Below are 14,071 nucleotides of genomic sequence, written 5' to 3'. Positions count from 1 at the left end.
CATGGAGAACCAGCAGCAAGACGCCGAACCGGAAGACAACTCCTGGCTTCAGTCCCGGGTCGCCGAGCTGGAGAACAACTGGCGCACGGCGATGGCCGATCTGGACAACCTCCGCAAGCGCACCGTGCGGGACACCGTGCAAGTGCGGCAACAGGAACGCAAGCGGGCCGCCAAGGAACTGCTCACTGTGCTGGACAATCTGGACCTGGCGATCGGGCATGCCGAGGCCGACCCCAAAACCATCGTCGCCGGGGTAGAAGCGGTGCGTGCGCAGGCTGACCTGGCGATGTCCAACCTCGGCTTCCCCCGGTACGGGGACGACCAGGGGGAACCGTTCGACCCGCAGCTGCACGAAGCGGTATCGGTCGTTCCGGCGGTGGGCGTCAAGCCGGGCACGGTGGTCCAGGTCGTGCGCCCCGGTTACGGCGACGCCGAGGACCAGCTGCGGCCCGCGGCGGTCGTCGTCGCGAAGGCGGATTGATGAGCGACAGCGAGGACTTTTACGAGCTGCTCGGCGTCTCCCGGACAGCAAGCCAGGACGAAATCCAGAAGGCGTACCGCAAACTCGCCCGCAAATACCACCCGGACGTGAACAAAGACCCGGGAGCGGAGGAGAAGTTCAAAGCCGTCTCCGAGGCGTACGACGTCCTTTCCGAACCGGAGAAACGCAAGCGCTACGACGCGTTCGGCAAGGACTTCCGGCAGGTTCCTCCGGACATGGACCCGGAAACCTACGCCCGTGCCAAGGCAGGCGGCGGTTTTCAGGGCGGTTTCCAGAGCGCCGAAGGAGTCGACTTCGAAGACCTCTTCGGCGGCATGTTCGGCGGCGGCTTCCAAGGCTTCGGGCGTCAGCCGCGCGGCCCGGTCCCCGGCGCCGATCAGGAAGCCGGCGTCGAGATCAGCCTGAACGAGGCCTACCAGGGCGGACGGCGTGCGTTCACCCTCAACGGCCCGGAGGGCGCGCGCACCGTCGACGTCAACATCCCGGCCGGGGTGATCGACGGCAAACGCATCCGGCTGGCGGGGCAGGGCGGCTACGGCAGCGGCGAAGGCGCACCGCGCGGCGACCTGTACCTGGTGGTGCATCTGGTGCACGACAAGCGGTACCAAATAGACGGACGGGACGTGACCGTCGATCTTCCTTTGCTGCCGTCGGAAGCGGCACTGGGCGCGACCGTGGCCATGGATCTCCCGGGCGGCGGCGAAGCGAAGCTGAAGATCGCGGCGGGAACGTCGAGCGGACGCAAGCTGCGGTTGCGCGGCCGCGGCATCCCGAATTCCCGCGGCAACCCCGGCGATCTGTACGCCGCGGTCAAGATCGTCGTGCCGAATGAACTGACCGACGAGCAGCGGAAGCTCTACGAGGACCTGGCCGCGGCCACCGACGACAACCCGAGGAGGCCGCGATGACCACCTACGCGCTCGTGCGCCGCAACCCCGCCGCGGCGCACCTGGACCTGCCGACGTTCGCGCACGCGACCGGCCTGCATCCGGAGCTGGTCCGCCGGTTCACTGTGCTGGGCCTGCTGGAACCGGTCGAGGACGCGCGCGGCGAGTGGTGGTACCCGGTCGCGCAGGTGTCGGCGGCGGCCCGGATCCAGCGGCTGCGTGCCGGGTTCTCGCTGAACTACGCCGCGGTCGGTCTGGTCGCCGACCTGCTCGACCGCATCGCGGACCTCGAAGCGGACCTCCGTACCCGATCCCGACGCAGCGGAGGCTGACCATGGATCCCGACCGGCTCACCCAGAAATCCCAGGAAGCCCTGCACGACGCGCAGACCGCCGCGCTGCGGTACGGCCAGCCGGAGGTCGACGGCGAACACCTGCTGCTCGCGTTGCTCGACCAGCCCGACGGGCTCGCGTCGCGGCTCCTCGCCGAAGCGGGCGCGGATCCGGCCCGGCTCAAGCAAGAGCTGGAAGCCGAACTCGGACGCCGCCCGAAGGTAAGCGGACCCGGCGTTACACCCGGCGAAACGCGCGTGACCGCCCGGCTGGCCCGCGTGCTCGACGCGGCCGATCGCGAAGCGGGACGGCTGAAGGACGATTACGTGTCCGTCGAACACCTCGTCGCGGCATTGCTGGAGGAGGGCAGTTCGAGCGCGGCCGGGCGGCTGTTGCGCGGCGCGGGCTTGACCCGGGACAAGTTCCTGGAGGTGCTGCGGAAGGTGCGCGGCAACCAGCGGGTCACCTCGGCGACGCCGGAATCCGCTTACGAGGCTTTGGAAAAGTACGGCCGCGATCTCGTCGCCGACGCGGCGGCGGGCAAGCTGGACCCGGTCATCGGACGGGACGCGGAGATCCGCCGGGTGATCCAGATCCTGTCGCGCAAGACGAAGAACAACCCGGTGCTCACCGGCGATCCGGGCGTGGGCAAGACCGCGATCGTCGAGGGGCTCGCGCAGCGCATCGACCGCGGCGACGTGCCGGAAGGGCTCAAGGGCAAGACGGTGTTCTCGCTCGACCTCGGGGCGCTCGTCGCGGGCGCGAAGTACCGGGGCGAGTTCGAAGAGCGGCTGAAGGCCGTGCTCAACGAGGTGACCGCGGCCGAGGGCCGGATCCTCTTGTTCGTCGACGAGCTGCACACCGTCGTCGGCGCGGGTGCCACCGAAGGTGCGGGGTCTTCTTTCGACGCCGGCAACATGCTCAAACCCATGCTCGCGCGTGGCGAACTGCATTTGATCGGGGCGACGACGGCGGACGAGTACCGCAAGTACATCGAGAAGGACGCCGCGCTCGAACGACGGTTCCAGCCGGTGCTGGTGGACGAGCCGTCGGTCGAGGACGCGATTTCGATCATGCGCGGGCTGCGCGAGCGGCTCGAGGTGTTCCACGGCGTGAAGATCCAGGACAGCGCGCTGGTCGCCGCGGTCGTGCTGAGTCACCGCTACATTTCGGACCGGTTCCTGCCGGACAAGGCGATCGACCTGGTGGACGAGGCGTGCGCGATGCTGCGCACGGAGATCGACTCGATGCCCGCCGAACTGGACGAGCTGAGCCGGCGGCTGACCCGCACCGAGATCGAGGAAGCCGCGCTGGCGAAGGAAACCGACGCGGCGAGCAAGACCCGGCTCGAAGAACTGCGTCGCGAGCTGGTCGACCTCCGCGCCGAGGCGGGCGGGATGCGGACGCAGTGGGAGGCGGAACGGTCCGCGCTGCACAAGGTTCAGGCGCTGCGCGAGGAAATCGAACAGGTCAGTCGCGATGCCGACTCCGCGGAACGCGCCTACGACCTGAACAAGGCCGCCGAACTGCGCCACGGCAAGCTTCCCGAGCTGGAGCGACGGCTGGTGGGCGAAGAAGAACTGCTCGCCACGCGGCAGGCGGGCACCCGGTTGCTGCGCGAGGTCGTGACGGAGGAGGAGATCGCGGCGGTCGTGTCGCGGTGGACCGGCATTCCGGTCAGCCGATTGCAGGAAGGCGAGCGGTCGAAGCTGCTGCGGCTGGACGAACTGCTGCACGAGCGCGTCATCGGGCAGGACGAGGCGGTGCAGCTGGTCGCGGACGCGATCATCCGCGCGCGGTCGCGGATCAAGGACCCGCGCCGTCCTATCGGGTCGTTCCTCTTCCTGGGCCCGACCGGCGTCGGCAAGACCGAACTGGCGAAGGCGCTCGCCGCGGATCTGTTCGACACCGAGGACAACATCGTCCGGATCGACATGAGCGAATACCAGGAACGGCACACGGTCTCGCGGCTCGTCGGCGCGCCGCCCGGGTATGTCGGCTACGACGAGGGCGGCCAGCTCACCGAGGCGGTGCGGCGGAAGCCGTATTCGGTGGTGTTGTTCGACGAGATCGAGAAGGCGCACGCGGACGTGTTCAACACGCTGCTGCAGGTGCTCGACGACGGACGGCTGACCGATGCGCAGGGCCGCACGGTCGACTTCCGCAACACCGTCATCATCATGACCTCCAACATCGGCGCGCACTTCCTGATCGAGGGGGTGAACGACGAGGGCGAGATCACCGAGTCCGCGCGCGACGAGGTGATGGCGGCGCTGCGCGGGCACTTCCGGCCGGAGTTCCTCAACCGGATCGACGACATCGTGCTGTTCAAACCGCTGACGCTGCCGGAGATCGAACGGGTCGTCGAACTGATGCTGGGCGAACTGCGCAAACGGCTCGCCGAGCAGAACATGACCCTGGAAGTATCCGACAAAGCACTGCGCTTCATCGCGGAACAGGGCTTCGACCCGGTGTACGGGGCCCGGCCGCTGCGCCGGTTCCTCGCCCGCGAGGTCGAGACCCGGATCGGGCGCGCGCTGCTCGGCGGCGAAGCGCACGACAACACGGTCGTCGACATCAGCCTCGACGACGGCGTGCTCACCGTGACCTGCCGGGACCGCGAGGCAGCGGCATGATCGCGGCCTCGCGGGCGGGCCGATGACTGCTGGCGGGCTCGCCGCGTGGGTCCAGCCGCGGCTGCCGCGGCTGATCGACGACATCTGCGCGGCGGCGTGCGAACGGATCGACCTCTACCGGGACGAGAAGATCGTGCCGCGCGCCGACCTGCACCGTTCGGTCGCGGTCAACGTGCGGTTCCTGGTCGACGCGCTCGGCGGGATCGAAGACCCGGACCAGGGCGCACCGCAGGAGACCGGCAGCCGGCGCGCGCACCAGGGCGCGCCATTGCCGGAGGTGCTGCAGGTGTACCGGATCGGCACCGCGATGCTGTGGGACCTCCTGGCCGCGCACGCCCGCGAGACCGGCGAAACCGAGGTGCTGATCGACGCGGCAAGTCTGCTCTGGCAGGTCACCGACGAGCACGCGGTGCACGTGACCGAGGCTTACCGGACCGCGAGCGCGGAGCTTCTCGTTGCCCAGCAACGACGTCGCTCCGCGCTGGCCGAGGCGCTGTTCACCGGCCAGCGCCTCTCCGAAGCCGGACCGTGGGAAGCCGGACGGCTGCTCGGCCTGCCTCCTGAAGGAAAGCTCGCCGTCGTCGCGGCGGAGACTCGTGGGTTGGCGGAGGAGAGCCTGGTCGGCATCGAACGGCGGCTCGGGCAGCTCGGCATCGTGTCGGCGTGGCAGCTCACTCCGGTTTCGCAGGCCGGGTTGGTTTCGTTGCGCGACGAGCAATACAGCGCGGTGCTGGCCGTGCTCAACGAGGTGGCGCTGACCCGCACCGGCGTCAGCCCGCTGTACACGTCGCTCGCCGACACCCCGCGCGCGCTGCACCTGGCGCGCACCGCACTGGCCGGTGCTTCGCCCGAACGCGTCGAGGTCCGCGCGTTCGATCCCAGCCCGCTGGCCGCGCTCGTCGCCTATGACCCCGACGCGGGCCGTCGGCTCGGCGACCAGGTCTTCGGCCCGGTCCTGGATTTGCCCGCCGACGAACGAGATCTGCTCCTGGAGACCATCGAGGCCTACTTCGCCGGCGGCGGCTCCTCCGAACGCGCCGGACAGACTTTGCACTGCCACGCCAACACCGTCCGCTACCGGCTGCGGCGGATCCGGGAACTCACCGACCGGTCGCTGACCGACCCTCGCGACCTGGCCGAGCTGGTCACCGCGATGCAAGCACTGCGCGTCGACACGCAAACCCACTCTCAAAGGAATAGACCATGAACCAGATCACCGCGAAAACCCTCGGCACCCCGAGCGGCGGGCTCTTCGACAACCCGTGGCCGCCGGATTTCCCGGCCGTCGGACAGCGCGTCGCGATCTTCGCCTACGAAGTCACCCGGGTCGACGGCACCGGCCAAGACATCCGCACGTATCACGCCGGCCCCGCCGAAACCGCCGCGCAAGGCCCGCTCGGATCGAGCCACGACGAGCCGCAAGGCGTCACCGTGGCCTGGCGCGGCTGCGGCACCGGCACGGTCACGTCGGTGTCGGCACCGCTGGGCCGCGAACGCACCTGCGAGATCGACCCGGACGAGGCGGGCCTGCTGTGACCACCCCGCCGGTCCGGCAGGACTGAACCGATGGCGGACTGGAACGCCGGCGCCCTGGTGATTTTCGGGATCACCGGGGATCTCGCGGCGAAAATGACCCTTCCCGCGCTCTACCGGCTGGAACAACGCGGCGAACTGCACTGTCCGGTCATCGGCACCGCCACCGCTTCGTTGTCCCAGGCCGAGTTCACCGAACTCGCCCGCCGCTCCGTCGAGAAAGCCGTCGACGACTTCGACCCCGCCGTGTTCGCCCGGCTGTCCCGGCGGCTGTCCTACCTCAGCGGGGAAGCCACCGATCCCGAGCTGTACCAAGCACTTGCCTCGCACCTGACCGCCAGACCGCTGTACTACCTGGCGCTGCCTCCCTCGCTGTTCGCCACCGTCGCGGAGCGCCTGGCCGCCGCGGGTCTGCTGACCGACGCCCGCGTAGCGCTGGAAAAACCCTTCGGCAGCGATCTCGCTTCAGCGCGGGAACTGCGTGGACGCCTGAACGAGATCCTCGACGAACAGCACGTGCTCCTGGTCGACCATTTCCTCGGCAAGGAACCGGTCACCGAAATCGAATACCTGCGATTCGCGAACCACGTGCTCGCCGAACTGTGGGACCGCGACAGCGTCACCGCCATCCAGATCACGATGGCCGAGAACCTGGACGTCGCCGGCCGCGGCCGGTTCTACGACCAGGTCGGGGCGCTGCGCGACGTCGTGCAGAACCATCTGCTGCAACTGCTGGCGCTGGTGGCGATGGACGCGCCGGTCGGGTCGAGCGTGGCGGACCTGCGCGCGAAGAAACTCGAGATCTTCCGGGCGATCCCGGCCGTCGAGCCTGCCGACTGCGTGCGCGGACAATACGAGGGCTACCAGGGCGTGCCCGGGGTGGCGCCCGGGTCGAACACCGAAACCTACGTCGCACTCAAACTGGCGATCGACAACTGGCGCTGGGCCGGAGTGCCGATCTTCCTGCGTGCGGGCAAATGCCTGCCCGCCAGCGCCACCGAGGTCCGGCTGATCTTCAAGCACACCCCACGCCTGCGGTTCCTGCCCGACGCCGCACAGGTCGAGGCCAACCAGTTGGTCCTGCGGATCTCGCCGGACCCGGCGTTCCGGCTCCGGCTGTCCGGCTTGGACAGTGCGCGGCAATGGCGTCCGGTCCGCCTGGACACCACCTTCGAACGGGACTTGGGCGCCCCGCGTTCGCCTTACGAACGGCTGCTGGCGGACGCCCTCGCGGGCGACGACCGGCTCTTCGCCTGGCAGGACGCGGTAGCGGAAAGCTGGCGAATTCTGCGGCCGGCGCTGGCTTATCCCCGCCCGGCACGGTGGTACGCACCGGGAACGTGGGGTCCTTCCGCCGCGGACGACCTGGTGGACGGGTATCCGGCGTGGCAGCCGCCCTGGCTGCCCGCACCTCGTTGATCCGTGCCGCGACCGCCGATTCGGGCGCGTCGCCGGACAGATCGACCGCCGCGACAAGGAAGATTTTGTCCGCGCCAACCCATTCCATCTGCAGAAAACTGACCATAGGCGATCTCTGGTGGTTCGATCGACAGCGTGCCCTCAAGCTGGAGTCCCGCGAAGGACGGCTCGGGCATTCACTGCCTCCCGGTGTCGACCCACCCGATTCGGTTCGCCGAGGCCATCATGGCCTCGGCGAACCTCCTCAGCAACGCCTGCGCAGCAGTCAGGACACCGACTTGGCGGCAGAAGCGTCGATGCCGTGCGCGGCCACGACTTCAGCGGACCCGTCGGCCAGCCGGTAACGCAGACCGACCACAGCCGCCCGCCCGTCCGCGACCCGGTCCGCGAGCACGCGGGAGCGGTCCAGCAGCAGGTCGACGGTGTGCTTGACGTGCTCAGCCAGAATCTCGTGCGGTTCGACCCGGCCCGCGGCCCGTGCGGCGAGCACGCTGGGCGTCACCTTCTCGACGACGTCGCGGACGTACCCGACCGGCGCGAGCCCGTCTTCGAGGGCTGCGCGAGCCGCGCCGACGGCACCGCAGGAGTCGTGGCCGAGGACGACGACGAGCGGGCAGTCGAGCAGGTCGACGCCGTACTCGATGCTGCCAAGGACCTCCCCGCCGATCACCTGGCCGGCGGTGCGCACGACGAACAGGTCGCCGAGTCCGCGGTCGAAGATGATCTCGGCGGCGAGGCGCGAGTCGGAACACCCGAACAGGACCGCGAACGGGTGCTGGTTCGGCGCGATCGCCGCGCGGCGGGCAGCGTCCTGGTTGGGGTGTTCCGGGGCGCTGGTGACGAAGCGATGGTTGCCTGCCATCAGCAGGTCGAACGCTTCTTGCGGAGTCGGCGGTGTCGTGTCGGCCATGACCTCAGCCTAAGCCGACGGCGACGGCAAGCGGTGTTGCGATCGTCTCGCCGAGCTCAGGTTTGAACAGTTCGCGGACGGTTTAGCGCCCCCGTCCGAGCGCGGCCCGTTTCACGAAGCCGACCGCGGCGGTCGCCAGGAACAGGACGGCGCCCACGACGACGAGCCAGAAGAGGCCTTTGATCACCACCCCGAGCACGATGCACACCAGCCAGATCACCAGAAGCAGACCGAGCAGTGCCAGCATGGAGCCCTCCTGACCATCGCCGGGAAACCGCGATTCTCCGGAAGGGATACCCAGCCGCGGCCGGTCTATGCGGCCCAGTCCGTCCGCGAAGCCCCCGCGGAACCGGCAATCGGGTCCGGACGCCAAAAATCCCCAGGCCGAAACTTCTCCAACCTGGGGAGGGTGGGTGCGCCAGCAGGGACTTGAACCCCGAACCCGCTGGTTAAGAGTTCGCGGCCGACCTGTAGTGATGTCGGACGAGACCTTTCCATGTGGTCGCGGGGCCTCGGTGGTGTCGTGCGGTGTCGGCTGCTGTCGTCGTGTGATGGAGGTCTCGGACTCGCGAATGCCAGGTTGTTTATCTGGTCCAGTCCCGGTCTGGCGCAGCATCGTGAGGGGTCGAAGTGACCGGGTGGAGTGCTCGGCGTGATCCGGTCGTCTCGGCGGTGAGCATCATGGTGGGGATCGTTGTGGGCTGACGCTGATCGGTTGGGCTGAGGTCGGGCCGGGTCTTCTGCACGCTCTCGCCGGCGCACACGTCGCTGCCGGCGGTCATCTTGCCGCGGCAGCGGACGATCGACATGGGGTGTCGTCGGATAATCCGGGCGAGAGCACCGCTGGGCTTGATCCAGGTCTGGGGGAGCGGTCTCGGAAGATTGACTCGGAGCATCGAGCGCGGCATCAGCGTCCGGTTTCGGCGGAGGTGCTGTCTGGCTCAGCTCCGATAGCAGTTGTCTGAGCTGCGCCGGTTTCCGCCGTCGTGGCCAGTCGGTCAGGGCATGCGGGATCGGGGGCGAACCGAGCGGCGGGCACAGGGGCCGTCCGTCCATCCGGTGCAGCACGCTATTCCGTTGTGGACACATGCGCACGGTCGCGACACTCCCTTCCCTTCAGCCGGTATCGCCGACAGAAGGGAAGCAGGACTACCGGCCCGGGCGGTCCAGGTCGGCGGGGATCATGCCGGGCGGGCCGAGGACGGTGTCGCCGAGTTCCTCGGCCACCGCGGCGAACCGCTCCGCGTCGAGTCCGGTCTCGGACGTCGCGAGAGCCAGCGGGGTGCCTGCCCGCTCAATGAGTTCGGCGAACCCGGCCGGCGAGGTGATGTTGAGCGCCCGAGCCCCTTCGGGGCCGGATTTGATCGCGTGGGCCACGTGCTTGGGAATGGTGAAGAAATCTCCGGAGCGCAGCGTCACCGTGTCTGGCCCGGCCCAGACGGTCAGCGAGCCGGACACCACCCACAATCGTTCCTCGTATCGCGTGTGCAGGTGGAGCGGTGTTGCCGCGCCAGCCGGCATGACGGAGTCGGTGACGTCGTGGCGGCCCTCGGTCTCCGCGGCGGCGGTGAGGATGGTGACCTGCAGTTCCTGTCCCAGGACGTACTGGCGGGCCGAGGCTCCGTCGGCGGTCGGCGGGAAGACGCTCATAGTGCGTGACTCCTCAGAGACGATCGGGGCACCGGCTGTCACCCAGGCGCCGGGTGCCCGGGGATCATAATCCAGGGTATCTATATTCGATATAGGGTCCCCATATTGAAAGGACGCGGTGCGGTTTGACCGACCACGAAGCCATGAGTTCCCAGCCCCAGGTCGAGCGCCGCCCGTACCGCGCCGACAGGCGAGCCAAAGCGGCCGAGGAGACCCGGACGGCCATCCTCGATGCCGCCAGGCGACTGTTCGTCGAGCACGGCTACGCGAAGGTCACTGTCGCCGACATCGCACGGGAAGCCGAGACCGCCATTCCTACCGTGTATGCGAGCACCGGCGGCAAGTCCTCGATCCTGAGGCGCCTCATCGGAAAGGGCCTCGGCGACTCGGTCGTCGATCAGACACTCGCGGCGGTCCGTGCCTCGCGCGATCCGCTACAGGTGGTAGCCGTGACTGTGCACGGCGTGCGGGTCGACAACGAAGGACATTTCGGCCTCCTGCGGGTGCTGGTCACGAGCGCCGCGGTCGACGAGGCCGCCAGGCAGACCCTCGTCCAGACGGATCGCCTCTACCGCGAGGCCCTCTCGGAAGTCGCCGGGCGCCTGCGGGACCTGCGGGCTTTGCGGGAGGGTCTGACGCAGGACCGCGCGACCGATGTCCTGTGGTTCTTCCTGGGTCATCGGTCCTGGCGGCTTTACGTCGCGGACTGCGGCTGGACCTGGGACGAAACGCAGGAATGGCTGGCGGCGCAGGTGTCGGCTGCCCTGCTCCGCAGCCCTGCCGGATGACCATCGCGCCGCCTCGGTCAGCCGAGTGAGGCGACCCACAGCTCCGGGGTGATTTCGTAGCCGTCGCCCTGCCGGCTGACTCGGCCGACACCCGGGAATTCGGTGTGTGCGCCCGCGATCAGATACTCGTTTCGTGCGGCGTCGTCGAGCAGGTCCTCGCGGGCTTTGGCCGCCGCGGCGGGGTCGACGTCGAACACGACGGTCGCGTCCGCGCGAGGCCCCTGGACGGCGGGCAGGTGGACGATGTCGCCCACGGTCAGTACCGATCGTTCGCCGGTGCCGACGCGGTAGCCGGAATGGCCCGGCGTGTGTCCGGTCAGCGGCACCGCCGTGATGCCGGGGACGAGCTCCCTCTCGCCGGTGAACGTGCGGATGCTGTGGCGGTAGGGCGCGACCGCCTTCGCGACGCTGAACCTGGTGATCTCTTCGGCCCACGGCGGGACGTCGACCGGCATCTTGTCCGGCGTGCCGGTCAGCCAGTAGTCCGCCTCTTCTGCGTGCATCACGACGTCGGCGTTGGGGAAGCGCGGGGTGCCGTCGGCGTTGATCAGGCCGGCGCTGTGATCCAGGTGGAGATGGGTGAGCATGACCGTGCCGACCTCCTCGGGCAGTACGCCGATCGACGCCAGTGCGGAGGGAACGTGCCCCATCGTCGGCCCCCAGCCGTCGCCCATGCCCGCATCGATGAGCACGGGCGCGTGCCAGGGTCCACGCACGACGTACATGTTGTGCGTGATCCTCGGCGTCGCAGGGCGGTGTGCGGTGCGTTGCAGCCGCGCGGCTTCTTCGTTGTCGAATTCGGGGAACACCACCGACAAGTCAGTCTCGAAGTACCCGTCGCTGATGGTGGTCAGGGTCTGGTCGCCGATCGTCCAGTGGACCGCGCTGGCGTAGGCGCCTGGGCTGGTAGCTGGCATATGTGCTGCTCCTTTCGCCTAATCAAAGGTATCTGAAGGAAACTTGGTATAAAATAGGAACTATGAAGTCACCAGGTATCCCCGGGGAAACCGCAGAGGCTCGGCCGGCGCCGTTGTCGGCGCTGTACCGCGACTGCCCGGCGCGGTTCCTGCTCGATCAGCTGGCCGACAAGTGGACGGTCCTCGTGATCAGCGTTCTCGACGAGGGGCCGGCCAGGTTCAACTCGCTGCGCCGCAGGGTCGACGGCATCACGCAGAAGGTGCTGACGCAGACGCTGCGGCGCCTGGAGCGCAACGGAATCGTGCGGCGGCACATCGCGGCCGACGGTCCGCTGGCGGTCAGCTACGACCTCACCGACCTCGGCCGGAGTCTCTACGAGCCGATGCGCGCGCTCTACGACTGGACCAGCCGTCATCTTGACAGCGTCGCGGCGGCACAGTGCGAATTCGACAAACGACACCGGTCCTGACGGGCGAGTCGCTCTCCGGTCAGGCGAATTCCCGTTGCCCCGCATCGTCAATTCCCGGCGAACGTGGCGATCTCGAGCAGATGCGGGTCGAACCCGCCGGGAATCCCCGAGATCCCGATGCGTTTCCGTTCGCCGTCGCGGAGATCGAAGTAGTTGTCGCTGAACGAGATTCCCGCGACGGGAGCGCAGATGCGCTTCAGGTATTGAAGCCGTGCGCACGCAACTCGACCTCGGCGGTGCCGTCCGGCCCCGGTGTGATGACCGAATCCACGTGACCGCCGAGGCCGAGATCCTTGACGGGGGCGAAGAACAGCCGGTTGGGTTCGATCACGCCGAGGTCGTCGGACACCCACGCGTAGCGGTCGGATCCCGGCCGAACCCGGTCGGCGCTCGCCGACCACACGACCTGTGAGGCCAGTCCGGGTGCCTCGACGCTCATCTCCTCGTCGACGATCTGCTCGCCCTGGAATGTCGTGATCTCGGCGCGCAGCCGCAGAAGTCCAGTCTGTTGTGGACTGTCCGGACCCCGGTTGTGCGCATGACATCTTGCCGTCGGCAGTTCGGGACGGGGCCGTTGGTCGCGGTCGCCCGGTCTGACCCGCCCATCGCAAGAAGCGCAACTCCGGGCTGGGGACCTTCCGCCGTGCGCGACGAGATCGGCGTGGTCGAGTACCCGGACGGCGGCCGGTACGCCGAACTGGCGGATGTAGCGGTGCTGCGTTGGCGGAACTGGTGGCGGAGAAGAGGAGAACTACGGCCTGGTGGCGTTGCCGGACACGCTGTTCCTGATCCGGCCGCCGGGCGCGCGGTTCTGGATGCCGATCTTGCTCGCCCGCTGGCGACCGGCGAGCCGTACCTGCACTTCGGGGTGCGGGCGACGCCCAAGGTGTCCTGACCCGGCGCGGCCTGGGGGCCGGCTTCCCCGGCCGGACCCCACGCCGCGTCCCGGCTCAGGCGCAGATCGCCTTGTCGATCAGCGCATAAAAGGTGTCGTTGTCGGGGCCGCGACCCAACGTCAGCGAGGCTTCGACCCGGCGCTTCCCGTCCGCGCTGGTGAACGCGACCGTCCCGTAGCCGGGAATCCCGCCGGTGTGCCCGAAAACCGGAATCCCGCACGGCGTGGTCCGGGTCTGCAACCCCAAGCCGTACTCGTCGATCGCCGATCGCGGGGTGGTCATCTGCCCCAGCAGCGCCGGCGGAACGAGCCGCCCCGTCGCGAGCGCTTCGACGAACTTGTCCAGGTCCGCGGTCGTGGAGATGATCTCGCCCGCGGCGCCGGCGACGCTCGGGTTCAGCTCGCTGACGTCGACCAGCTTCCCGTTCATCTCCTGGTACCCGTGTGCGTGCCGGCCGGGAATCCGGGTGCGGTCGCCGGGTACCGTCGTGTCGTGCATGCCGAGCGGGCGCAGGATCCGCTTGGCCACCTCGTCGCCCCACGCGTGCCCGGTGGTCCGTTCGATCAGCATGCCGAGCACGGTGTAGTTGGTATTGGAGTACGAGTATTTACTGCCCGGCGGGAAATCGAGCGGCTGTGCGGTCGCGATGGCGACCAGCTGCTCCGGCGAAAAGTGCTGGTAGCGGACCTTCTCCAGATCGGTGCTGGCAAGCGAGATCGTCCGGAGGTAGTTGTAGAGCCCGCTCGTGTGCTGCAGGAGCATCCGCACGGTGATTTCATTGCCGCGCGGCAGCAGTCCGGGCAGGTACCGTTCGACCGGGGTGTCCAGCCCGAGGCGGTGCTCGGCGACGAGTTGCATGGTCACCGTGGCCACGAACGACTTGGTCGTGCTGCCGATCCGGAATCGTCCGGTCGGCGAGAGCGGCTTCCGGGAGTCCAGTTCGGACACTCCGGCGGTCACGGTACGGGAGTGTCCGTCCCGGACCGAGCGGATCTGCACGCCCGTGGCACCGGCCGAAACCGCTTCCTGCGCGACCGTGCGAACAGGGTCAGTCGTGGCGGGGGCAGCGGGGGCGAGCAGGGCAGCGGTCAGTACAAACGGCACAGTGGTGAGCATCGGTTTCCTCGTTCC

The 14,071-nt window shown here is 68.6% G+C and carries 16 protein-coding genes; 10 read left to right on the top strand and 6 right to left on the bottom strand.

The features are described from left to right. Window position 1 precedes the first annotated feature (1 nt). The 7 genes from L3Q65_RS24875 to L3Q65_RS24845 are packed head-to-tail and all read left to right on the top strand — an operon-like array spanning window position 2 to window position 7,309. Window positions 2-481 (top strand): nucleotide exchange factor GrpE, encoded by a 480-nt coding sequence (locus L3Q65_RS24875; protein ID WP_237596795.1) that lies wholly within the window; start codon window positions 2-4, stop codon window positions 479-481. Further along, window positions 481-1,410, top strand: coding sequence for a DnaJ C-terminal domain-containing protein (locus L3Q65_RS24870; RefSeq protein WP_182891500.1), 930 nt, complete (start codon window positions 481-483; stop codon window positions 1,408-1,410). The genes L3Q65_RS24875 and L3Q65_RS24870 overlap by 1 nt, the downstream gene beginning before the upstream one ends. Next, window positions 1,407-1,721: a chaperone modulator CbpM gene (locus L3Q65_RS24865; RefSeq protein WP_182891501.1), complete on the top strand. Its 315-nt coding sequence runs from the start codon at window positions 1,407-1,409 to the stop codon at window positions 1,719-1,721. The genes L3Q65_RS24870 and L3Q65_RS24865 overlap by 4 nt, the downstream gene beginning before the upstream one ends. Before the next feature lie 2 nt (window positions 1,722-1,723). Next, a complete protein-coding gene (gene clpB, locus L3Q65_RS24860; protein WP_237596794.1) occupies window positions 1,724-4,357 on the top strand; it encodes an ATP-dependent chaperone ClpB in 2,634 nt (877 codons plus the stop codon). 22 nt (window positions 4,358-4,379) lie between these two features. Beyond that, entirely contained in the window at window positions 4,380-5,564 is a 1,185-nt protein-coding gene (locus L3Q65_RS24855) for a CdaR family transcriptional regulator (RefSeq protein ID WP_237596793.1), read from the top strand. Further along, on the top strand, window positions 5,561-5,893 hold the full coding sequence (locus tag L3Q65_RS24850) for a hypothetical protein (protein ID WP_182891504.1): 333 nt from the start codon (window positions 5,561-5,563) through the stop codon (window positions 5,891-5,893). Before L3Q65_RS24855 ends, L3Q65_RS24850 begins: the two co-directional genes overlap by 4 nt. Before the next feature lie 30 nt (window positions 5,894-5,923). Beyond that, the gene (locus L3Q65_RS24845; protein ID WP_237596792.1) at window positions 5,924-7,309 is read left to right on the top strand and encodes a glucose-6-phosphate dehydrogenase; all 1,386 of its coding nucleotides are present in this window, start codon (window positions 5,924-5,926) and stop codon (window positions 7,307-7,309) included. A 265-nt stretch (window positions 7,310-7,574) separates the two neighbouring features. On the opposite strand, the gene L3Q65_RS24840 is transcribed toward L3Q65_RS24845, so the two are convergent. The 3 genes from L3Q65_RS24840 to L3Q65_RS24830 form a co-directional block, all read right to left on the bottom strand. Continuing rightward, window positions 7,575-8,219 (bottom strand): carbonic anhydrase, encoded by a 645-nt coding sequence (locus L3Q65_RS24840; protein ID WP_182891506.1) that lies wholly within the window; start codon window positions 8,217-8,219, stop codon window positions 7,575-7,577. Between the two features lie 82 nt (window positions 8,220-8,301). Then, window positions 8,302-8,466, bottom strand: a complete 165-nt coding sequence (locus L3Q65_RS24835) for a hypothetical protein (RefSeq protein WP_093572809.1) — start codon at window positions 8,464-8,466, stop codon at window positions 8,302-8,304. Window positions 8,467-9,368: 902 nt separating this feature from the next. Next, a complete protein-coding gene (locus L3Q65_RS24830) occupies window positions 9,369-9,869 on the bottom strand; it encodes a cupin domain-containing protein (RefSeq protein WP_237596791.1) in 501 nt (166 codons plus the stop codon). Window positions 9,870-9,994: 125 nt separating this feature from the next. On the opposite strand from L3Q65_RS24830, the gene L3Q65_RS24825 reads away from it, so the two are divergent. Then, window positions 9,995-10,657, top strand: a complete 663-nt coding sequence (locus L3Q65_RS24825) for a TetR/AcrR family transcriptional regulator (protein WP_237596790.1) — start codon at window positions 9,995-9,997, stop codon at window positions 10,655-10,657. Window positions 10,658-10,674: 17 nt separating this feature from the next. On the opposite strand, the gene L3Q65_RS24820 is transcribed toward L3Q65_RS24825, so the two are convergent. Further along, a complete protein-coding gene (locus tag L3Q65_RS24820; RefSeq protein ID WP_237596789.1) occupies window positions 10,675-11,574 on the bottom strand; it encodes an MBL fold metallo-hydrolase in 900 nt (299 codons plus the stop codon). Window positions 11,575-11,636: 62 nt separating this feature from the next. On the opposite strand from L3Q65_RS24820, the gene L3Q65_RS24815 reads away from it, so the two are divergent. After that, complete coding sequence (locus L3Q65_RS24815) at window positions 11,637-12,044, top strand: helix-turn-helix domain-containing protein (protein WP_182891510.1); 408 nt, start codon at window positions 11,637-11,639, stop codon at window positions 12,042-12,044. 196 nt (window positions 12,045-12,240) lie between these two features. On the opposite strand, the gene L3Q65_RS24810 is transcribed toward L3Q65_RS24815, so the two are convergent. Next, window positions 12,241-12,483, bottom strand: coding sequence for a hypothetical protein (locus L3Q65_RS24810; protein ID WP_237596788.1), 243 nt, complete (start codon window positions 12,481-12,483; stop codon window positions 12,241-12,243). Window positions 12,484-12,687: 204 nt separating this feature from the next. On the opposite strand from L3Q65_RS24810, the gene L3Q65_RS24805 reads away from it, so the two are divergent. After that, complete coding sequence (locus L3Q65_RS24805) at window positions 12,688-12,939, top strand: hypothetical protein (protein WP_237596787.1); 252 nt, start codon at window positions 12,688-12,690, stop codon at window positions 12,937-12,939. Between the two features lie 55 nt (window positions 12,940-12,994). On the opposite strand, the gene L3Q65_RS24800 is transcribed toward L3Q65_RS24805, so the two are convergent. Then, complete coding sequence (locus tag L3Q65_RS24800; protein WP_237596786.1) at window positions 12,995-14,056, bottom strand: serine hydrolase; 1,062 nt, start codon at window positions 14,054-14,056, stop codon at window positions 12,995-12,997. Between the last annotated feature and the right edge of the window lie 15 nt (window positions 14,057-14,071).

This window comes from Amycolatopsis sp. FU40 (assembly GCF_021903635.1).
GTDB classification, from domain to species: Bacteria; Actinomycetota; Actinomycetes; order Mycobacteriales; family Pseudonocardiaceae; genus Amycolatopsis; species Amycolatopsis dendrobii.
Note: the sequence above shows the minus strand (reverse complement) of the source record. Positions and strands in the feature narration are given on the sequence as shown.